Consider the following 19,426-nt stretch of genomic DNA (forward strand, 5'->3'; position numbering starts at 1 on the left):
CCCGAGGACCCCACCCCGGCCCAGGTGCTGGCCTTCGCCCGGCTGCACGCCTTCGTCTCCGGCGACTGCGGCGGCGCGGACAACCGGCCCGCCGTGCACCGGCCCGAGGAGGGCTACCGCCCGGCCGTCCTCTACGACGGGCTGATCGAGGCGTACGCGCTGGCCTCGGCGGAGCTGCGGGCGGGACGCCCGGCGCGGCCCGGCGAGGCGCTCGACTGCTTCGTCTCCGCCTACGCCCACGCCCGTGGCACGCCTGACACCCCGGCCTTCCGCAGGCTGCTCGGCGGCCAGCTCGCGGCGGACCCGCGGATCGACCACTACTGGGGGCTCGTCGCCGAGCTGATCAGCCCGCCCTCCGGCCCGCCCGAGCCCACCGCGGGCTCCGCCCACGCCTGGCTCAGCGCCGCGCTCGACGCCGACACGGCCCGGGAGGCCGCTTGAGCCGGGCGGGCCGGGGAAAGCGGTGTGGCGAAGATGTGACCGTCCCGCCTCAACCAGCGGGCCCGGATCCGAGTCTTCTCCTCCAGGTAGGCTTCCGGCGCGCGCGACATGGCGCGCCGGAGTCAGGTCGTACACATCGGACCGCGCACAAGCGGGTCGTCAACCGGGGAGGATCCGGCGTTGCACATCCAGGAATGGCTCGAGACAGTTCCGGCCATCGCCGTCTACCTCCTGGTAGGCGGAGTGATCGGGCTGGAGAGCCTGGGCATCCCGCTGCCCGGTGAGATCGTGCTCGTCAGCGCCACGCTGCTCGCCGCCTCGCAGGACCACATCAACCCGTACGTGCTCGGCGGGTGCGCCATCGCGGGTGCGATCATCGGCGACTCCATCGGCTATCTGATCGGCCGCAAGGGCGGCAAGCCGCTGCTGGACTGGCTGGGCCGCAAGTTCCCCAAGCACTTCGGCCCGCAGCACGTGGCCACCGCCGAGAAGGCGTTCACCAAGTGGGGCATGTGGGCCGTCTTCGTCGGCCGCTTCATCGCCCTGCTGCGGATCTTCGCCGGCCCGCTCGCCGGTGTGCTGAAGATGCCGTACTGGAAGTTCCTCATCGCCAACGTCCTCGGCGGCATCGTCTGGGCCGGCGGCACGGTCGCGCTGATCTACACCGTCGGCAAGGTCGCCGAGGAGTGGATCGGGAAGTTCTCCTGGCTGGGGCTGGTGGCCGCGCTGCTCTTCGGCCTGGGGTCCTTCGTGGTGATGCGGATGAAGGCCAAGAAGACCGCGCGCGAGAGCGAGGGCAAGGCCGGGCAGCCCGCCGAGCCCGAGGCCGTCACCGCGGAGTGACGCGTTCCGTGACGAGCGTCTCCGTCGAGGGCCCCCGGCAGCGTGCCGGGGGCCCTCGGCCGTTCCGGAGGGATCAGCCGTTGCCCTTCTTTCCGTCCTTCTTGTCCTTCCCGGCGTAGGTCGGGAAGAGGTACGGCTGCTCCTTGATGTAGGCGAACAGCTCGGCGACGCAGGCGGCGCCCCGGCCCACCGCCCCGCCGACGCGGGGCGGCGCCGCGTACTGGACGTCCCCGACGGCGTAGACCCCGGGGACGCTGGTCCCGGTGGACGGGCGTTGCTGCCCGCCGGGGATGTGATGGCCGGTCAGGACGGTCTTGTTGGAGGCGAGCTGGACCGCCTTGCCCAGCCACTTGGTGTTCGGGACCCCGCCGATCAGCACGTAGAGCCACTCGGTGGTGAGCGTGCGGTCGGCGGGCTTGCTACCGGTGGGCCCGGTCTTCACCGACTCCAGCTCGTTCTTATTCGTCTTCGACGGCACGCACTTCTTGACCTCGGTCTTCAGCAGTACCTCGATCTTCCCGGCCTTCTTCAGGCGCTCGATCGTGTCGACCAGGTACTGGGACATGTTCCTGAGGTCGGACCGGACGATCAGTGTGACCTTCTTGGCCTTCTGCGCGAAGTGGACCGCGGCCTGCCCGACGGAGTTGCCCCCGCCGACCATGGCGATCTCCTTGCCCTCGATGTAGTCGAGGTCCGTCATCAGGGCGTGGTAGTAGACGCCGGCGCCCTCCAGCGCGGCGGCGCCGGTGCTCGCGTCCAGCCGCCGCCAGGTCATACCGGTGGCGATGACGACCGCGCCGGCCTTGATCCGTTTGCCGTCGGAGAGCTCGACCTCGTGGGGGATCAGCGCGGTGTGGTCGGTGGTGACGTGGAGGGCCTTCGCGACGGCGAGCGGATGCCAGTCCACCTTGAATTCCTTGATCTGCCTCAAGGCGGATGTCGCGAGGGTGTGCCCGGGGACACCGCCCGGGAAGCCGAGGTAGTTCCAGATCTTCGACGATGTGCCGGCCTGGCCGCCGGGGACGTCGTCCTCGATGACGAGGGTGGAGAGCCCCTCGGCACCGGCGTAGACGGCCGTCGACAGCCCGGCGGGCCCGCCGCCGACGATCACCAGGTCGTACCACTCCTTCAGCGAGGTGTTCAGGAGCCCGAGCGCTTTCGCCAGCTGGGCGAGCGTCGGGTTCGTGAGCTTCACGGGAGGCTTCCCCGTGAGGGTCACCGTGACCTCGATGTCCTTGCCCTGGGAGTCCTTGGGCCAGCGGAAGACGACGCCGGAGCCGGTGAGGAATTCCCGGATCCTGAAGGCTCCCTTCGCCTTGATGTTCCCCGAGATATCGACGGACCCGAACAGCTTCCGCAGGTCCGCCGGAGCATTGAGCCACCAGTCGTACAGCAGGTTGTCGACGAGCCGGAGGTGCGCCGTGACCAGGCCGTCCTCCTCGACGAAGCCGGCCCTCGCCGGGCCGCCGCCGTCGGCCACCGCCATCGTCTGCCCGTCGGGCACCAGGGACACCAGGCCGGCCGCGTCCGGGACCTTGGCCGCCTCGGCGGTCCGGGCGAGCCCCGCGGTGTCCTCGCCCACCTCGGCCACCAGCGCCACCCGTGCGCCGTCCCCGGCCAGGCCGGCGAGGCCGGCCGACTCGCCGGAGCCCAGCTCCAGGACCTGGAAGTCCCGCTCGTACCAGCCGGTGATCGTCTCGGCGAGCGCGCTCCTGCGCAGTGGGTCGCCGTCCATCAGCACGATGACGGGGGGTGGGGGCGAACTCGGCATGCGTCCTCCAGCTTCGTGATCCGTTGTGGCTCTACGAGGCTGTACAAATCACCAGAAAATTATTCATGGGTGACGCATTCGGTCCATCGTCCTTGCCCTGCGGCGACAAGGCGATACCGTCTGGGACGCAAGCGCATGGAGTGAACCGAGGGAGGGGTCAGGGCGATGACGGAACGGGCACTGGTCAAGGCGGTGGCGGGCAAGGAGCCCGTGGTCGACCCGGAGGCCTTTACGGCCCCGACCTCCGTCGTGCTCGGCGACGTCACCCTCGCGGCCGGGTCGAGCGTCTGGTACCACGCCGTGCTGCGCGCCGACTGCGGCCCCATCGAGCTGGGCGCCGACAGCAACATCCAGGACAACTGCACCGTGCACGTCGACCCCGGCTTCCCGGTGCGCGTCGGCGAGCGGGTCACGGTCGGGCACAACGCCGTGCTCCACGGCTGCACCGTCGAGGACGACGTGCTGATCGGCATGGGCGCCACCGTGCTCAACGGCGCCGTGATCGGCGCCGGCTCACTGGTCGCCGCGCAGGCGCTCGTACCCCAGGGCATGCGGGTGCCGCCCGGCTCGCTGGTCGCGGGCGTGCCCGCGAAGGTGCGCCGGGAGCTGACCGAGGAGGAGCGCGAGCACATCCGGCTCAACGCGACGATGTACCTGGAGCTGGCGAAGGCCCACCGCGAGGTGTGACGCGAAGCGTGACGCGCACGTGGCGGCCGGGAACGTCGCGGCCGCCGCGTCAGCGCGCGGTGCGTGCCGCGTCGCGCAGCCTGCGCCACGCGCCACTGACGGACGCCGGTCCGGCGCGCCTGGTGCCGGGTGCACCGGTCTCCCAGTCGCGGGCCGTCCCGGCGAACGTCTCCGTCACCGGCGGCGCGTCCGGTCGCCGGGTCCGCGCGGCCCGTGCGGCGGGCCGCAGGTCCTCCGGCCCGATCGCGTCGAGCCGCGCCCGGGCGTGACCGAGCAGCGTGGCGCAGGCGTCGGTGATCGCGGCCTCGCCCAGGGGGCGCGCCGGGAGGTCCAGCCCTTCGGACAACAGCCGTTCCAGGGCCGTGCGCAGGTCCTGGAGGGAGATGTCGCGGATCGTCAGCGACAAGTGGGCGGACAGTCCGGCGGCGCCCACCGCGCGGTGCGCGAAGCCGCGCGGGACGTAGAGCACGTCGCCGGGTTCGAGGACGCGGTGGAGGAGCCGTGGGGAGCGTTCGCCGTCCGGAAGCTCTCCCGGTGACCAGTCCGCCACCGCCGGCGCGTCGTGGACGTACCAGGTCTTGCGTCCGGCCACCTGGAGGACGAACACGTCGGCGTCGTCACGGTGCACCGCGAGACCCTGGCCGCCGGCGGGCGTGAGGAAGAAGAACGCCTCCACGCGCCGGTCGATCTCCTCGGACAGCCGCGCCACCAGATCGGCCGTCGGGCGGTGCCACTGGTCGACGCGGCGCAGGAGCAGCGTCGCCCCGGAGCGCAGGAGTGCGACGACCTTCGCGCGGTCGGCGAAGCCGTGGTGCGTCGTGCCGTTGACCACGCGTGACGTGGTGAAGGCCTCGGGCGGGACGACGACCTTGTCGGAGCGGACCATCTCCAGGTAGGGGGTGCGCAGCAGCCCTCCGTCGAAGGCGGCGTCCAGTTCGTCGAGGCCGAACGGCGAGGCGAGCGTTCCGGGTGTGAAGACGGCGGGCTCGCGCTGCCACCGGCGGGCGGCGAAGTCCTCGACGTGGCCGACCCATCCGGCCAGCGTGGGCGATTCCATGGTGGTTCCCCGTGTGCTTCCCGTGTTTTTCCGTGGAGTCTGTCGGGTCACGCCCCGGCTTCCGCCTCGAACCGCACGGAGAGCAGGGAGCGCAGGGGGACGGGTGCCTCGTGCCACGGGCCGCGAACGGCGAGCCGGTTGTCGAGGGCGACGGTCAGCAGGCGCTCGGCCAGGGGGACGACCAGGTGTTTGGCCCAGCAGCGGGCTCCGTCGAACCCGAACGGCATGAACGCGGGCGTCTTCTCCGGGTCCGCCACCGCGGACCACCGCTCGGGCCGGAACTCCAGCGGGCCGGACCAGTAGTCCGGGTGACGGTGCATCAGGAGCGGGAAGAGCGCGACATTGTCGTCGGGACGGATCTCGGGGTGCAGTCCGGTGTACGCGTCCCCGCCCTTGCGGTACAGCATCCACGCGGGCGGGAGCAGTCGCAGCGTCTCCCACAGGACCGCGGTGAGGTCGGGGTGGGGTCCTTCCTCTTCCCGCGCGGGCCCCATGAGCCACAGGGCGTTGCCGGCCAGCGCGGCCACGCCGTCGCAGAGGGTGGCCGTCGACCGCCGGTACAGCGCGACGGCCTGTCTTCTGTCCCGGGTGCCGGAGGCGTCGCGGATCTGCCCGGCCAGCGCGGTGGACCTGCCGTCGGCGCCGGATCCCGCCCAGACGGTGACGGCGCGGTCGACGATCCGGGAGAGCGCGTCGGAGCGCGTGACGCCGCGTTTCGACAGCAGGGAGACCGGCAGGGGGTCGGACGAGAAGAGCCACCGGCGGAGGTAGGAGGTGGCGGCGTAGGGCCAGGCGCCGGACAGCCCGCGCGCCGGGGGCGGCGGAGTCCGGATGCCCGCCATGACGTCCTGCCCCAGCGCGCGGATCGTTCGTGTCGCGCTGTCGTGGTGGATGTCGGCTCCCGCGGCGGGCTTGTAGACGGAGCGCTCCGTCGACAGCACGGGGCGCGCCGCGACGATGCCGGCGATCAGGTGGGGGTCGGAGACGCCGACCGTGGTCGCGTCGATCCGGAACACCTTCTCCTCCCGGGCCAGCAGGTCCTGGATCCGCGGGGCGAACACGACGGAACGGTCGCGCACCGCTGCCGGCGCCGTTTCTTTCACGAGAATCCCGCCTCCATGGGCACGGCGATGAGATGGGGCACTTCGCGGCGTCGGCGGAGGCGGCGGCCGTGCCGCCGCCCCCCACCGACGGCGGTGCGTCAGATCACGTGCAGCACCCAGGCGTGCTGGGCGAGGTCCTCGTCCTTCTTGAACTTCTTCACGAGCGCCTTGATCATCTTCATGACCACTCCAGTCCTGATGAGCGTTGTGGATCGCGGAATGTGCCGGACCCGGACACGTGGCCCGGATCCGGCGGGAGACCAGCGGCTCTCACTCTGCCGAAGCTCGTGGGACCTGAGCATCGTGGAAAACCACGATCTTTGCCGAGGCGCGGCTCAGACCAGTTCGGGTTGGCGTTCCGGCAGCCGCAGGGGCGCGGCCTTCGGCTCCCACCGCCGGGTGGTCCGCACATAGCCGTAGATCACCGTGGCCATCGCCAGGAGGAGGAGCGGCCCGGCCACCCACGGATGTTCGGCCATCTCCACCGGCAGATAGCGGTAGGACAGCAGGAGCGCGGTGAAGACCGCCGCGCCATGAGCGACCAGCCGGGTTGCCGAGCGGTCCCAGCCGCGGTCGAGCGCGCGCAGAGCCGTCTCGATCGTGAGCGTGAACACCACACCGGCGATGAGGTCCGCGCCGTAGTGGTAGCCGAAGCCCAGCGTCGCGCTGAGCGTGGCGACCAGCCAGAACGTCCCCGCGTAGCGCAGGAAGCGCGGGCCCTTGCGGGAATGGATGAAGATCGCGGTGGCCCACGCCGTGTGGAGGCTGGGCATGCAGTTGCGCGGGGTGATGCCGTCGTACGGCACCGGGTGGGGGATGCCGATCGCCGGCGGCGTGTGCGGCCACAGGTCGGCCACCGCCCACTGCACACCGCCGGTGCCGGAGGTGCCCGGACCGTAGGCGAAGATCGGCCCGACCACCGGGAAGATCATGTAGATGCCCGGCCCGAGGAGACCGATCACCAGGAACGTGCGCACCAGATGGTGGCTTGGGAAGCGGCGCTCGGTCGCCACGTTGCGCAGCTGGTACAGCGCGACGGCGACCGCGGCCACCGCGAGCTGGGCGTAGACCAGGTCGAGGGTGTGGGTGACGACCGGGCCGGAGGCCTCGAGGATCCGGCCCGCCACCCACGACGGGTTGCCCAGCGCGTGATCGGCGGTCGCCACGTAGGGGTCGAGCACGGTCGGGCGGGTCTTCGACGTGATGAGCAGCCAGGTGTCGCCGGTCTTGCGGCCGGCCACGAGCAGCAGGCCCAGCCCGACGCCCTTCAGCAGCAGGACGCGCTCCCGGCCGGTGCGGCGTGTGACGGCGATGACCGCGCAGCCCAGCATCACCCACAGCGCGCCGTTGCCGAAGTAGTGGCCGTCGGCCACCTTGGCGTCGACCGCCCACCGCACCAGCACGAAGACGATATCGATGCCGACCGCGACTCCGGCCGCGATGAACCGTTGCCGCCAGGTGAGCACCACCATCATCAACGCCATGCCGGCGTACAGCGGCCCCGGTTTGGGGTCGAATATCACCTCTCGCGCCTGGTTGGTGATCGGCCCCGGCACGCCCGCGTAGTGACGCGCGGCGATCTCCAGCGCGATGAGGAATCCGAGGGCCACCGCACCCGCCGCGGCCCACAGGGCCGCCCGTGGCCGGCGCCACGCGGCGAACTTCGTTCTGCTGCTTATTCGCGAAGACACCCGCGCCACTATAGGTATCAACAGTTTGGTTGATTTGTCCGAGGGTGCCCCGGAGCCGCCGCCGGGGGAGGAGGCGGCGTCAGCCCGTCGCCAGCAGGACCGTTCCGACGAGCGCCAGCCCCGCGCCCGCGGCCTGCACCCCGCGCAGCCGCTCGCTCAGGAAGCCCCGGGCGGCCAGCGCGGTGACCACCGGGTAGAGGGAAGCGAGGACGGCCGCGACGGTCACCGGGCCGTTGTTGGCCGCGATGCTGTACGTGCCGTTGGCGGCCACGTCGGACAGGCCGACGAAGGCCAGCGCGGGCAGCGCCGCGCGGATGCCCTGCCAGCCGTCCTCCGGCAGGGCGGGGGCGCCCCGGCGGACGGAGGCGTAGAGGGCGCCGGCGCCCACGACCACATTGCACAGGCGCTGGACGAACAGGGCGAGGAAGAGCCCGGTGAGGTTGTGCGAGGCCTCGGCTATCAGCGCCATCACGGAGCCGAAGCCGAAGGCGGCGACGAGCGTGAGCACCAGGGTCTGGCGCTGCACGGGCGCGCCGCCGAGTCCCGGGCCGCTGGCCAGGACGACGCCGGCGACGGCGACGGCGATGCCCGCGAACTGGAGCAGGCCCGGGCGCTCGCCCAGGACGAGCCCGACGGCGAGCGGCACCGCGACGCCGCCGAGCGCGCCCAGCGGGGAGACGACGCCCATCGGGCCGAGGGCCAGGGCGCGGTAGAAGGCGAGCATCGCCGCCGGGCCGACCACGCCGGCCGCGACCGCGTACCAGAGCTGGGGTCCGGCCTCGGACCAGCCGCCGGTGGCGACGACGACCGAGCCCAGCGCGGCCACGGCCAGCAGCTGCGAGACCAGGACCACGGTCAGGGCGGGCATGCGCCGGGTGAGCAGCCCACCGCCGAAGTCGGCCAGCCCCCACATGAGGCTGGTGGCCAGGGCGAAGAGCGGTGTCATGGGAAGGACCTCGCAGTACAGTGTGGTGAACAGTGGAGTCCGGAACACCGTAGTTCATTGCAGTAAACTTTGGCGAAAAATATATTGGACGGGATCGATCGTGACGGACCTCGACCAGCTCACGCAGTCGCTCGCCCGTAACCTCAAGCGCTGGCGTGGCGAGCGCAACTTCACCCTCGACGCCCTGGCGGCCCGCTCCGGAGTCAGCCGCGGCATGATCATCCAGATCGAGCAGGCCCGGACCAACCCCAGCGTCGGCACCACGGTCAAGCTCGCCGACGCGCTCGGCGTCAGCATCACCACCCTCCTCGACTACGAGCAGGGCGCGCGCGTCCGGGTCGTCCCCCCGGAGCAGGTGGTGCGGATGTGGTCCACCGAGGCCGGCAGCCACACCTCGCTCCTCGTCGGCACCGAGGCGCGCGGCCCGCTGGAGCTGTGGGAGTGGCACATCGTGCCCGGCGACAGCAGCGCCTCGGACGCCCACCCGCCGGGCACGGTCGAGCTGCTGCGGGTCACCGCCGGCGAGCTCACCCTCGTCGTCGACGGAACGGAGCACCGGGTGCCGGCCGGCAGCTCGGCCACCTTCGAGGCGAACGTGCCGCACACCTACCGCAACGACGGCTCCGTACCGGTCGAGATGACCATGGCGGTGGCCGTGCCGCCCGCCCGCTGAGACGCCCCGGCACCACCGGCGGCCCGGCTGTTACGGTGACGATCATGAGCGAGAACCCGACGCCCATGGAGGCATTCGACGACGCCCGGCCCGCCGCCGAGCGACTGGGGCTGCTGGTCCCGCCCGTGGCGGAGGCGATCCGGGGCTGGGGCGGCCCGGTGCCCGCCGAGGAGCTGCTCCACGTCGACACGGAGGCGGAAAAGGCCGACACCGCCGTCCTCGTGGCGCACTACGGGCAGTGGCTGCTGGAGAAGTCCGCGAACTGCGTGATCGTCGCGGCGAAGCGCGGCGGCGAGAGCTCGCTCGCCGCCTGCGTCGTCCCCGGCCACACCCGCGCCGACGTCAACGGCGTCGTGCGCCGCCATCTCGGCGCGCGCAAGGTCTCGTTCGCGGCCATGGACACCGCCCTCGCCGAGACCGGCATGGAGTACGGCGGCATCACCCCGATCGGGCTGCCCGCCGGCTGGCCGGTGCTGGTGGACGCCGCCGTCGCCGACAGCCCGTACGTGCTCATCGGCAGCGGCAGCCGCCGCGGCAAGCTCATCGTGCCCGGCAAGGCCATCGCGTCGCTGCCGGGGGTCACGGTCCTGGACGGCCTCGCCGGCTGACCCCGGCCGGTCGCCGCGACACGTCGAGCGACAGCGCCAGCGAATGCTCGCCGAAGCCGAGGGCGCGGTAGAGGCGCTCGGCGTCCTCCGTCGCGTGGAGATCGACGCGGGTGACGCCCCGCTCGGCGAACCAGTCGAGCAGCGCCTCCGTCGTCGCCCGGGCGAGACCCCGCCCCCGGTGGCGGTCGTCGGTGCACACGTTGAAGACGAAGCCGAACAGGCCCGTCGGATGCCCCGGGGCGGGCAGCCGTTCCTCGACCCGGCCGACCGCGCACGACGCCAGATGCGGCGCGCCTTCCGCCGGATCGCCGTCCACGACGAACCCCACGAGCCCCGGCCGTCCCGGCTCCGCGAGCTGCCGCCGCGCCACCCGCTCGGCCGTCGCCTCCCACGGGCCGGGGGAGTCCCGGCCGTCCATCGCGGCGAACATCACACGACGCAGCCGGACGATCTCGGCGGCGTCCTCGGGGCGGGCCATACGCGGAACGATCATGGACCGACGCTAGCGCACGGCCCGCCGGGCGGACTCGACCTCCAGCGGAGCGCTCAGCGCAGGCGGGGGATCTCGATCGCCGGGCAGCGGTCCATGACCATCGGCAGGCCCGCCGAGCGCGTCCGCTCGTACGCGTCCTCGTCGATCACGCCCAGCTGGAACCAGACCGCCTTCGCGCCCACCGCGACCGCCTCGTCCGCGACCGCGCCCGCGAACTCCGAGCGGACGAAGACGTCCACGACGTCGACGTCGAAGGGGATGTCCGAGAGCGAGGCGTACCCCCGCTCGCCGTGCACCGTCTCGGCCTTGGGATGCACGGGCACGACGCGCTTGCCGTGGCGCTGGAGGAATTCGGCCACGCCGAACGCCGCGCGCCGCTCATTGGCTGACAGACCGACCACCGCCCAGGTGGGGCCGGTCCCCTCGATGATCTTCCGGATGATCCCCGGTTCTGCGTACATGCCCGCTCCAACGAGCTTCCCCATCCCACCATTCCCGGGATCACCCACAAGATCCGGCCAAGATCCGGACCGGATCCGGGGACGACTTAGGCTTACGGGATGCACGACGAATACCGGACGGTCGCGCGCGAGGGCGTGCACGAGATCGAAATCAACAAGTCGCGCTTCATCTGCGCGCTCGCGCCCGCCGCGACCGAGGAGGAGGCACAGGCCTTCATCGCCCGGATCCGCAAGGAGCACCCCACCGCGCGCCACAACTGCTGGGCCTACGTCATCGGCGCCGACGGCTCCGTCCAGAAGGCCAGCGACGACGGCGAGCCCGGCGGCACCGCGGGCGTGCCCATGCTCCAGATGCTCGTCCGGCGCGAGACCCGCTATGTCGTCGCGGTCGTCACCCGCTACTTCGGCGGCATCAAGCTCGGCGCCGGCGGGCTCATCCGCGCCTACGGCGGCGTGGTCGGCGAGGCCCTCGACACCCTGGGCACCATCACCCGGCGCCGCTTCCGGCTGGCCACCGTCACCGTCGACCACCAGCGCGCCGGAAAGCTGGAGAACGAACTGCGCGCCACCGGCCGCGAGGTGCGGAACGTGACCTACGGCACGGGCGTCAGCATCGAGATCGGGCTGCCCGAGGCGGACGTCGACGCCTTCCGCTCCTGGCTCGCCGACGCCACGGCGGGCACGGCCCGCCTGGAACTGGGCGGGGAGGCCTACGGCGACGTCTGACCGCACGGCGGACCGCCGGCCGCGTCCGGCATTCGGCGCCGGCCGCATTCGGCCGATCGTGCCGCCCGGCCGCCGCCCGGATGCGAAACTGGGGGACGGAACTGGACAGAGTGCCGTCCGGAGCGGGTGCGACACGTGCGCACACCGGTACGGGAGAAGACAGCGGAGGGGACGAGACGATGCGGGCCGGAGCCGTCCTGTGAGACTGCTGCACACCTCGGACTGGCACCTCGGACGGTCCTTCCACCGTGTGAACCTCCTGGAGGCCCAGCGCGCCTTCATCGACCACCTCGTGCGGACCGTCCGCGAGCACCACGTCGACGCCGTGCTCGTCGCCGGTGACATCTACGACCGGGCCGTGCCCCCGCTCGCCGCCGTCGAGCTCTTCGACGAAGCCCTCCACCGGCTCGCCGAACTCGCCGTCCCCACCGTGATGATCTCCGGCAACCACGACTCGCCCCGCCGCCTGGGCGTCGGCGCCGGACTCATCGAGCGCGCCGGGATACACCTGCGCACCGACCCCGACGGCTGCGGCACCCCCGTCCTCCTCTCCGACGCCCACGGCGACGTCGCCTTCTACGGCCTGCCCTACCTCGAGCCCGCCCTCGTCCGCGAGCGGCTGGGCGCCGAGCGGGCCGGGCACACGGCCGTGCTCCAGGCCGCCATGGACCGGGTGCGGGCCGACCTCGCCGGGCGGCCCGACGGCACCCGCGCCGTCGTCCTCGCCCACGCCTTCGTCGCCGGGGGAACCACCAGCGACAGCGAGCGCGACATCACCGTCGGCGGCGTCGCCGCCGTCCCCGCCGAGGTCTTCGACGGCGTCCACTACACCGCCCTCGGCCACCTCCACGGCAGCCAGGCCGTCACCGACCGCGTCCGCTACTCCGGCTCCCCGCTCGCCTACTCCTTCTCCGAGGCGAACCACCGCAAGACCATGTGGCTGGTCGACCTCGACGGGGACGGCTCCGTCACCGCCGAGCGGCTCGACTGCCCCGCGCCGCGCCCCCTCGCCCGGATCCGCGGCCGGCTGGAGGAACTCCTCGCCGACCCGGCGCTCGAACGGCACGAGGACGCCTGGGTCGAGGCCACCCTCACCGACCCGGAACGCCCCCACGAGCCCATGGCCCGGCTCACCCACCGCTTCCCCCACACACTCAGCCTGGTCTTCGAACCCGACCGGGCCCCCGAGGACCCCCTCGCCTCCTACGCCTCGCGGCTGCGCGGCCGCACCGACCACCAGATCGCCGAGGACTTCGTGGCACACGTACGCGGCGGCGACGGACCCGACGCGGCCGAGCGCGCCGTGCTGACCGCCGCACTCGACGCCGTACGCCTGGACGAGGCCGCCCGCGAGGTGACCCCATGAGGCTCCACCGGCTCACCCTGACCGCGTTCGGGCCCTTCGGCGGTACCCAGGACATCGACTTCGACGAGCTCGCCGGCGCGGGGCTGTTCCTCCTCCACGGGCCCACCGGCGCGGGCAAGACGTCCGTCCTCGACGCGGTCTGCTACGCGCTCTACGGCGGTGTGCCCGGCGCCCGGCAGGGCACCGGCCTCACCCTGCGCAGCGACCACGCCGACCCCGGCACCCCCACCGAGGTCGTCCTCGAACTCACCGCCGGCGAACGGCGCCTGGAGATCACCCGGCGCCCCGAGCAGCCCCGCCCCAAGAAGCGCGGCACCGGCGTCACACGCGAGAAGGCCTACAGCGCGCTGCGCGAACTGCCCGCCGGGGCCACGGAGTGGAAGGCGCTCAGCCGCTCCCACGACGAGATCGGCGAGGAGATCACCCGGCTGCTCGGCATGAGCCGCGAGCAGTTCTGCCAGGTCGTCCTGCTGCCGCAGGGCGACTTCGCCCGCTTCCTGCGCGCCGAGGACGGCGCCCGCGCCCGGCTGCTGGGCCGCCTCTTCGACACCGGCCGCTTCGCCGCGGTGGAGGAACACCTCGCGGAACTCCGCCGCGCGGCGGAGGCGCGGGTGCGCGCGGGCGACGAACGCCTCCTCGCCCTCGGCCACCGGATGCGGCAGGCGGCGGCGGACCCGTCCCTGCCGGAGGTGGGGACACCGCACCCGGCGACGCCCGCGCCCCGCCGCGACGGCCGCGTGCCCGCGCCCCGCGCCGGGCGGGGCACGGCGCCCGGCGTGCCGCTCGTACCCGGGGACGCCGGGCTCGCCGAGGCCGTGCTGGAGTGGGCCGCCCTCGCGCGGACGCACGCGCGGGAGCGGCGGGACATCGCCGGTGCCGCGGCCCGGGCCGCCGAGCACGGGCATCACCTCGCGCGGCACCGTGCCGACGAGGCACGGGATCTGGACCGCGCGCAGCGGCGCCGCGCGGACGCGTCACGGCGCGCCGCCGTCCTGGAGGAGAGGCGGGAAGAGCGGGACGCGGTGCGCGAGCGGCTGGCGCGGGGACGGGCGGCCGAGGTCGTCGCGCCCGCGCTGGAGGCGCGCGAACGGGCCGAGGCCGGGCACCAGGCCGCCGCCGAGGCCGAGCACCGGGCCAGGACGCCGCTCCCCGACGGGCGGCGCGAGGCCGGCGCCGAGGAACTGGGCGCCCTGGAACACGCCCTGCGCGAGGAGCTCGGCGGTCTCGCCGCCGCCCGCCGGGCCGAGGACCGCGCCGCCGCGATCGCCGCCGAGACCGCGGGCCTGGAGCGGGCCGCCGACGCCGACGAGGCCGTCCTCGCCGAGGCCGCCGACTGGCTCGCCGGCTGGGACGCCGCCCGCCGGGACCACCAGCGGCGCGTCGACGAGGCACAGGAGGCCGCCGGGCAGGCCGAGCGGCTCGCCACCCGCCTGGAGACCGAACGGCAGCGGCTCGCCGCCGCCCGCCGCCGCGACGGGCTCGCCCATGAGGCGGCCACCGCCGAGGCCCGGCTGCTGCGCGCCCGCGAGGATGCCGTCGCCGCCCACGAGCACTGGCTCGACCTCAAGGAGCGCAGGCTGCGCGGCATCGCCGCCGAGCTCGCGGCCGTGCTCGAGCCCGGCGCGCCCTGCGCCGTGTGCGGCGCCACCGAGCACCCCGGCCCGGCCCGCGCCGACGCCGGGCAGGTGGACCGCGCGGCCGAGGAGGCCGCGCTGGCCGCGAGCGGGCGCGCCGACAAGGCCCGCGACGCGGCGGACCAGGCGCTGCGGCCCCTGCGCGAGGAACTGGCCGTGGCCACCGCCGACGCGGGCGAGGCCACCGTCGCCGCTCTCACCGCCCTCGTCGACGACCTCGCCCGCGCCCACGCGGAAGCCCGCGCCGCCGCCGAGGACCTCCACCACGCCCGCCAGGCCCAGGACAGCGCCGAGCGCGAGCACGAGCGGCGCCGCGCCGGACAGGAGGAGGCCCGGCTGCGCCTCGCCGCCCACGCCACGCGCCGGGACGGCCTCGACGCGGAACTCCGCGCGCTGACCCGCGAGCTGGACCGCGCCCGGGACGGCGCCGAGAGCGTCGCCCACCGCGCCGCGCTCCTCGAACGCCGGCTGGGCCTCGTCGCCGGCGCCGCCGAGGCCGCGCGGGAGACGGCCCGCACGGCGGACCGGCTCAAGGAGGCCGACGACCGGCTCGCCGACGCCGCCTACCGCGCCGGTTTCGGCACCCCCGCCCAGGCCGCGGAGGCGCTGCTGAGCGCCGCCGCGCGCCGGGAACTCGAGGGACGGGAGGAGGCGTGGCGGCGCGAGGAGGCGGCCGTCGCGGCCGAACTGGCCGACCCCGGCCCGGCCGGAGCCGCCGCGCTGCCGCCCGCCGACCCGGAGGCGGCCCGCGCGGCCGCCGACGCCGCGACCCGGCTGCTGCGCCACGCCTCCGCCGAGGAGGCCGCCGCCCGGACCCGCTGCGACGAACTGGACCGGCTCTCCGCCGAGGCCGTCGCCGACGCCCGCCGCCTGGCCCCGCTGCGCGCGGAGTACCACCGGGTGGCCGAGCTCGCCTCGCTCGCCGCCGGCACCTCCGCCCGCAACGAGCGCAAGATGCGCCTGGAGTCGTACGTCCTGGCCGCCCGGCTGGAGCAGGTGGCCGCCGCGGCGACGGCCCGGCTGCGGCGGATGTCGGGCGGGCGCTACACGCTCGTCCACTCCGACGCCCGGACCTCCGGCCGCGGCCGCTCGGGCCTCGGCCTGCACGTCGTCGACGCCTGGACGGGCAGCGAGCGGGACACCGCCACGCTCTCCGGCGGGGAGACCTTCTTCGCCTCGCTCGCCCTCGCCCTCGGCCTCGCCGACGTGGTCACGGAGGAGGCGGGCGGCGTCCGCCTGGACACCCTCTTCATCGACGAGGGCTTCGGCAGCCTCGACGAGCAGACCCTCGACGAGGTCCTCGACGTCCTGGACTCGCTGCGCGAGCGCGACCGCACGGTCGGCATCGTCAGCCACGTCGCCGATCTCAGACAGCGCGTCCCCGCGCAACTGCGCATCGTCAAGGAGCGGTCGGGCTCCTCCGTCCGGCAGCGGACGGCGGCTACCCCCGGCTGAGCGCGCGGCGGGGCAGCGGCGAGGAGTACACCACGCTCGTGGTCACCGCGCCGAGCCCGCCGATCCGGCACGCCACCTCCTCCAGGTGGCGCATGGAACGGGCGGCGACCTTCAGCACGAAGCAGTCGTCGCCGGTGACGTGGTGCGCCTCCAGGATCTCGGGCGTCGCCTCCAGCAGCTCGTGGAAGGGCTCGTCGCCGCCGTTGGGGTAGCGGAGCCGGACGAACGCCAGCACCGGCAGGCCGAGCCGCTCGGGGTCCACCACGGCGGTGTAGCCCTCGATGACGCCCGCCTCCTCCAGCCGGCGGACCCGCTCGGTCACGGCGCTGGCGGACATCTCCACCGCACGGGCCAACTCGGCGTAGCCGGACCGGCCGTTGCTCTGGAGGGCATCGAGTATGCGCCAGTCGGTGGCGTCAGGGGAATAGCCGGTCATACACGATGTCTAGCAGGGGAATCCCCGGCGAGGCAATGGTTTCACCGGGGCCGGCCGGTGTGCACCGGGCCGGCCGGTTCCGCCGTCCGGTCACGGACGGCGCCGGACGGCGACGGCTGCCGCACCCGGCGCGCGGGCGCGGGCACGGCAGCCGTACGCGCCTCAGAGCGCCGACAGCTCCGTCACCAGATCGTCCAGGCCCAGCGAGCCCAGGGACAGCGCCGCCATGTGCCAGGCCTTGGCGTCGAAGGCCGCGCCGTGGGCCGCGCGGGCCGCCTCCCGACCGGTGAGCCAGGCGCGCTCGCCGAGCTTGTAGCCGATCGCCTGCGCCGGCATCCCCTGGTACCGGACCAGCTCGCTGTCGACGAAGTCCGCCGGGCGGCCGCTGTGCATGCCGAAGAACTCCCGCGCCAGCTCCGGCGTCCAGCGCTCACCGGGGTGGAAGGGGGAGTGCCCGGGGATCTCCAGCTCCAGGTGCATGCCGATGTCGACGATCACCCGCGTGGCCCGCATCATCTGGGCGTCCAGATAGCCCAGCCGGCGCTCGGGGTCGGTGAGGAAGCCCAGCTCGTCCATCAGCCGCTCCGCGTAGAGCGCCCAGCCCTCGCAGTTGGCGCTGACGAGGCCGACCGTGGCCTGGTAGCGGGAGAGCCGGTCCGCGACGTGCACCCACTGCGCCAGCTGGAGGTGGTGACCGGGCACGCCCTCGTGGTACCAGGTCGACACCAGGTCGTACACCGGGAAGCGGGTCTCGCCCATGGTGGGCAGCCAGGTGCGGCCCGGGCGGGAGAAGTCCTCGGACGGCTGGCTGTAGTACGGCGCCGCCGCGCCGCCCGGCGGGGCGATGCGGGACTCGACGCGCTTGACGCGCTCGGCCAGTTCGAAGTGGGTGCCGTCCAGCGCCTCGATCGCCTCGTCCATCAGCTCCTGGAGCCAGACCCGCACCTCCTCGACGCCCTCGATGTGGGTGCCGTGCGCGTCGAGGTGGGCCAGCGCCTCCCACGGGGTGCTCGCGCCCGGCAGGATCTTCTCCGCCTCCACGCGCATCTCGCCGAGTATGCGGTGGAATTCGGACCAGCCGTAGGCGTACGCCTCGTCGAGGTCGAGGTCGGTGCCGTTCCAGTAGCGGGACCAGCGGGCGTACCGCTCGCGGCCCACGACGTCCGGCGCGCCCTCGACGGCCGGGGCGTAGACGTCCCGCAGCCAGTCGCGCAGCGCGACGAGGCCGCCCGTGGCGACGAGCGCCGACTCCGCCAGCTCGGCGCGCAGTTCCTCCGGCCCGTCGGCGACGAAGTCGCCGAACCAGCCCGCGCCCGTGCCGATCCAGTCCTTCAACTGCCCCAGCACCGTGGTCACCTGGAGGGGGCCGCCGAGCAGGCCCCGCGACAGTCCCTCCGCGAGGGACGCGCGATAGCCCTCCAGGGCCGCCGGCACGGCGCGCAGCCGCTCGGCGACGGCCGACCAGTCGTCCGTGCCGTCGAGCGGCATGAGCGTGAACACCTCGCGCACCATGTGCAGCGGCGAGTGCATATTGCTGACCGTGCGCAGGTGCTCCCCCGTGTCGTGCACGGCGAGTTCGGCGGTCAGCCGCTCGCGCAGCAGCCGGGCGCAGCGCCGCTCGCCGTCGCTGTCCCCGCCCGGCCGCGCCTCGGCCTCGGCCAGCGCCTCCAGGGTGGCGCGGGCGAGGTCGGCGACGGCCCGCTGCCCCGCCGGGGAGAAGTCCGGCAGCCGCCGGGAGCTGTCCTTCACCCCCAGGAAGGTGCCGATGATCGGATCGAGCTCGGTGAACGCGGTGACGTAGGCGTCGGCGACCTGACGGGGCAGGGGGGCGCTGGTGGTGTTCGGCATGCGCCCATCCTCGTACGCGCGGTACCGCCGCGTCACCGTTTTTTCCCCGCCTGCGGGCCGCCGGTCAGCGGCCCGTGGCGCGGCGTACGGTCAGGGGGTGGCCGGGCGCGGCCGGGGACAGGGCGTCGACGCGGGCGGTGATGACGAGCGTGCCCTCCTCGATCTGGTAGTCCAGGGGCAGTTCGAGGGCGCGCATGGCGGCGACGACCCCGGTGTTGGAGGGGGCGGTGACGGCGTAGACGCGTCCGCAGCCCGCCTCGGCGGCCATGGCCACCAGCCGGCCCAGCAGTTCGCCGCCGACCCCGCGCCGCTGCCAGGCGTCCTCGACGAGCAGCGCCACCTCGGTCTCGTCGCCGTCCCACAGCAGATGCCCCAGCGCCACCAGCCGTCCGGTGGAGGAGTACGCGGCCAGGGTGCGGCCGAAGCGGGGGCTCAGCAGGTGGTGGAGGTAGTGGTCGGCGTGCCCGACGGGGCCGTGGTAGCGCTGGGAGAGCGTCGCCGGGGAGCAGCGCTCGTGCATCTCCCGGGCGGCGGCCAGGTCGCCCGTGCCGGCCCGCCGGATGGTGATCTCGCCGCCCTCGGGGAGCGTCAGCACGTCGCCCGGCTGCGCCGGGCGCGGGCCCAGGCGGGCGTCGAGCTCGACCAGCGCGCGGGCGCGGGCGAACTCGGTCGGGGTGAAGGGCAGATACGGGCGGTCGACGGTGATGGTGCCGCCGGAGGGGTCGCGCAGTCGCATCGTCGTCCCCTCCCACACCCCGTCGTCGGGTACGGGCTCGCCGGTGGCGCCGGAGCGGGCGGCGGGTATCGAGCGGATGGTGCAGCGGCCCAGCAGCCTGCGCAGGGCGAGCGGCAGTTCGGCGGCGTCCAGGGCGGTGCGGGTGGCGAGGTGGAGGACCCGGGTGGGGGCGTCCACCAGGTCGTGGGCGTCGGCCCGCTCCAGCCAGGTGTCCCGGCCGCCGCCCTCGGCGGCGGCCCCGGTGAGCTCGGCGGGGCTCAGGGTGGCGGGGGCGCGCAGCAGCAGTTCGTCGACGGTGCCGTCGCCCAGCGGGTGGGTCTGGAGGGACAGTATGTCGACGCCGAGGTCCGCGAGGGCCAGGCCGAGGGCGGCCAGGCTGCCGGGCTCGTCGCGCACGGTCGTCCGCATCCGCCACAGCGTCGTGGCGCCGCCGTGCCGGGCGGTCCGTGCG

Annotated in this window: 17 protein-coding genes and 1 pseudogene; 8 read left to right on the forward strand and 10 right to left on the reverse strand. The window is 74.0% G+C overall.

Annotation, left to right across the window (positions count from 1 at the left end):
* Together K6I33_RS14340 and K6I33_RS14345 are read left to right on the forward strand one after the other, a co-directional pair.
* Positions 1-441, forward strand: a pseudogene (locus tag K6I33_RS14340) (MerR family transcriptional regulator); the annotation flags it as partial.
* A 180-nt stretch (positions 442-621) separates the two neighbouring features.
* A complete protein-coding gene (locus K6I33_RS14345) occupies positions 622-1,284 on the forward strand; it encodes a DedA family protein (RefSeq protein ID WP_229351762.1) in 663 nt (220 codons plus the stop codon).
* Positions 1,285-1,357: 73 nt separating this feature from the next.
* Here K6I33_RS14345 and K6I33_RS14350 read toward each other — a convergent pair whose 3' ends face one another.
* Positions 1,358-3,055 carry an NAD(P)/FAD-dependent oxidoreductase gene (locus tag K6I33_RS14350; RefSeq protein ID WP_229351765.1) on the reverse strand — a complete coding sequence of 566 codons (1,698 nt, stop codon included), beginning with the start codon at positions 3,053-3,055 and terminating at the stop codon, positions 1,358-1,360.
* A 165-nt stretch (positions 3,056-3,220) separates the two neighbouring features.
* Here K6I33_RS14350 and K6I33_RS14355 point away from each other — a divergent pair, with 165 nt between their 5' ends.
* Entirely contained in the window at positions 3,221-3,742 is a 522-nt protein-coding gene (locus K6I33_RS14355) for a gamma carbonic anhydrase family protein (protein ID WP_229351767.1), read from the forward strand.
* Between the two features lie 49 nt (positions 3,743-3,791).
* Here K6I33_RS14355 and K6I33_RS14360 read toward each other — a convergent pair whose 3' ends face one another.
* The 4 genes from K6I33_RS14360 to K6I33_RS14375 all read right to left on the reverse strand — a co-directional run bounded on the left by K6I33_RS14360 (position 3,792) and on the right by K6I33_RS14375 (position 8,539).
* Complete coding sequence (locus K6I33_RS14360) at positions 3,792-4,799, reverse strand: cupin domain-containing protein (RefSeq protein ID WP_229351769.1); 1,008 nt, start codon at positions 4,797-4,799, stop codon at positions 3,792-3,794.
* Between the two features lie 47 nt (positions 4,800-4,846).
* The gene (locus tag K6I33_RS36330) at positions 4,847-5,902 is read right to left on the reverse strand and encodes a cytochrome P450 (protein WP_229351771.1); all 1,056 of its coding nucleotides are present in this window, start codon (positions 5,900-5,902) and stop codon (positions 4,847-4,849) included.
* Positions 5,903-6,237: 335 nt separating this feature from the next.
* Positions 6,238-7,593 (reverse strand): phosphatase PAP2 family protein, encoded by a 1,356-nt coding sequence (locus K6I33_RS14370; RefSeq protein ID WP_229351772.1) that lies wholly within the window; start codon positions 7,591-7,593, stop codon positions 6,238-6,240.
* Between the two features lie 79 nt (positions 7,594-7,672).
* A complete protein-coding gene (locus tag K6I33_RS14375) occupies positions 7,673-8,539 on the reverse strand; it encodes a DMT family transporter (protein ID WP_229351775.1) in 867 nt (288 codons plus the stop codon).
* A gap of 100 nt (positions 8,540-8,639) precedes the next feature.
* Between K6I33_RS14375 and K6I33_RS14380 the strand changes: the two genes are divergently transcribed.
* On the forward strand, positions 8,640-9,212 hold the full coding sequence (locus tag K6I33_RS14380; RefSeq protein ID WP_229351779.1) for an XRE family transcriptional regulator: 573 nt from the start codon (positions 8,640-8,642) through the stop codon (positions 9,210-9,212).
* Between the two features lie 65 nt (positions 9,213-9,277).
* Complete coding sequence (locus tag K6I33_RS14385; protein WP_229351797.1) at positions 9,278-9,820, forward strand: YbaK/EbsC family protein; 543 nt, start codon at positions 9,278-9,280, stop codon at positions 9,818-9,820.
* On the opposite strand, the gene K6I33_RS14390 is transcribed toward K6I33_RS14385, so the two are convergent.
* Both K6I33_RS14390 and K6I33_RS14395 read right to left on the reverse strand, forming a co-directional pair.
* Positions 9,792-10,313 carry a GNAT family N-acetyltransferase gene (locus tag K6I33_RS14390; protein ID WP_229351781.1) on the reverse strand — a complete coding sequence of 174 codons (522 nt, stop codon included), beginning with the start codon at positions 10,311-10,313 and terminating at the stop codon, positions 9,792-9,794. The genes K6I33_RS14385 and K6I33_RS14390 overlap by 29 nt on opposite strands.
* A 53-nt stretch (positions 10,314-10,366) precedes the next feature.
* Positions 10,367-10,774 (reverse strand): CoA-binding protein, encoded by a 408-nt coding sequence (locus tag K6I33_RS14395; protein ID WP_229351783.1) that lies wholly within the window; start codon positions 10,772-10,774, stop codon positions 10,367-10,369.
* A 99-nt stretch (positions 10,775-10,873) separates the two neighbouring features.
* Here K6I33_RS14395 and K6I33_RS14400 point away from each other — a divergent pair, with 99 nt between their 5' ends.
* The 3 genes from K6I33_RS14400 (at position 10,874) to K6I33_RS14410 (ending at position 15,955) form a co-directional block, all read left to right on the forward strand.
* Positions 10,874-11,500, forward strand: coding sequence for a YigZ family protein (locus K6I33_RS14400; protein ID WP_229351785.1), 627 nt, complete (start codon positions 10,874-10,876; stop codon positions 11,498-11,500).
* A gap of 199 nt (positions 11,501-11,699) precedes the next feature.
* Entirely contained in the window at positions 11,700-12,866 is a 1,167-nt protein-coding gene (locus K6I33_RS14405; RefSeq protein WP_229351787.1) for an exonuclease SbcCD subunit D, read from the forward strand.
* Positions 12,863-15,955: an AAA family ATPase gene (locus K6I33_RS14410; RefSeq protein WP_229351789.1), complete on the forward strand. Its 3,093-nt coding sequence runs from the start codon at positions 12,863-12,865 to the stop codon at positions 15,953-15,955. The genes K6I33_RS14405 and K6I33_RS14410 overlap by 4 nt, the downstream gene beginning before the upstream one ends.
* Here the strand turns inward: K6I33_RS14410 and K6I33_RS14415 are convergent.
* The 3 genes from K6I33_RS14415 to K6I33_RS14425 all read right to left on the reverse strand — a co-directional run.
* Positions 15,942-16,391 (reverse strand): Lrp/AsnC family transcriptional regulator, encoded by a 450-nt coding sequence (locus K6I33_RS14415; protein WP_229351791.1) that lies wholly within the window; start codon positions 16,389-16,391, stop codon positions 15,942-15,944. The two genes, K6I33_RS14410 and K6I33_RS14415, sit on opposite strands and share 14 nt — an antisense overlap.
* Positions 16,392-16,553: 162 nt before the next feature.
* Positions 16,554-18,239 carry a DUF885 domain-containing protein gene (locus K6I33_RS14420; protein WP_229351793.1) on the reverse strand — a complete coding sequence of 562 codons (1,686 nt, stop codon included), beginning with the start codon at positions 18,237-18,239 and terminating at the stop codon, positions 16,554-16,556.
* A 64-nt stretch (positions 18,240-18,303) separates the two neighbouring features.
* On the reverse strand, positions 18,304-19,426 hold a 1,123-nt coding region (locus tag K6I33_RS14425), incomplete at its 5' end, for a GNAT family N-acetyltransferase (protein ID WP_229351795.1).

Source organism: Streptomyces sp. UNOB3_S3, from assembly GCF_020740895.1.
Taxonomy (GTDB): domain Bacteria; phylum Actinomycetota; class Actinomycetes; order Streptomycetales; family Streptomycetaceae; genus Streptomyces.

Coding starts and splice junctions, on each gene's coding strand:
- K6I33_RS14420 (WP_229351793.1), bottom strand. CDS start 18,239: ATGCCGAACACCACCAGCGCCCCCCTGCCCCGTCAGGTCGCCGACGCC.
- K6I33_RS14355 (WP_229351767.1), top strand. CDS start 3,221: ATGACGGAACGGGCACTGGTCAAGGCGGTGGCGGGCAAGGAGCCCGTG.
- K6I33_RS14410 (WP_229351789.1), top strand. CDS start 12,863: ATGAGGCTCCACCGGCTCACCCTGACCGCGTTCGGGCCCTTCGGCGGT.
- K6I33_RS14385 (WP_229351797.1), top strand. CDS start 9,278: ATGGAGGCATTCGACGACGCCCGGCCCGCCGCCGAGCGACTGGGGCTG.
- K6I33_RS14415 (WP_229351791.1), bottom strand. CDS start 16,391: ATGACCGGCTATTCCCCTGACGCCACCGACTGGCGCATACTCGATGCC.
- K6I33_RS14400 (WP_229351785.1), top strand. CDS start 10,874: ATGCACGACGAATACCGGACGGTCGCGCGCGAGGGCGTGCACGAGATC.
- K6I33_RS14350 (WP_229351765.1), bottom strand. CDS start 3,055: ATGCCGAGTTCGCCCCCACCCCCCGTCATCGTGCTGATGGACGGCGAC.
- K6I33_RS14360 (WP_229351769.1), bottom strand. CDS start 4,799: ATGGAATCGCCCACGCTGGCCGGATGGGTCGGCCACGTCGAGGACTTC.
- K6I33_RS14375 (WP_229351775.1), bottom strand. CDS start 8,539: ATGACACCGCTCTTCGCCCTGGCCACCAGCCTCATGTGGGGGCTGGCC.
- K6I33_RS14395 (WP_229351783.1), bottom strand. CDS start 10,774: ATGTACGCAGAACCGGGGATCATCCGGAAGATCATCGAGGGGACCGGC.
- K6I33_RS14390 (WP_229351781.1), bottom strand. CDS start 10,313: ATGATCGTTCCGCGTATGGCCCGCCCCGAGGACGCCGCCGAGATCGTC.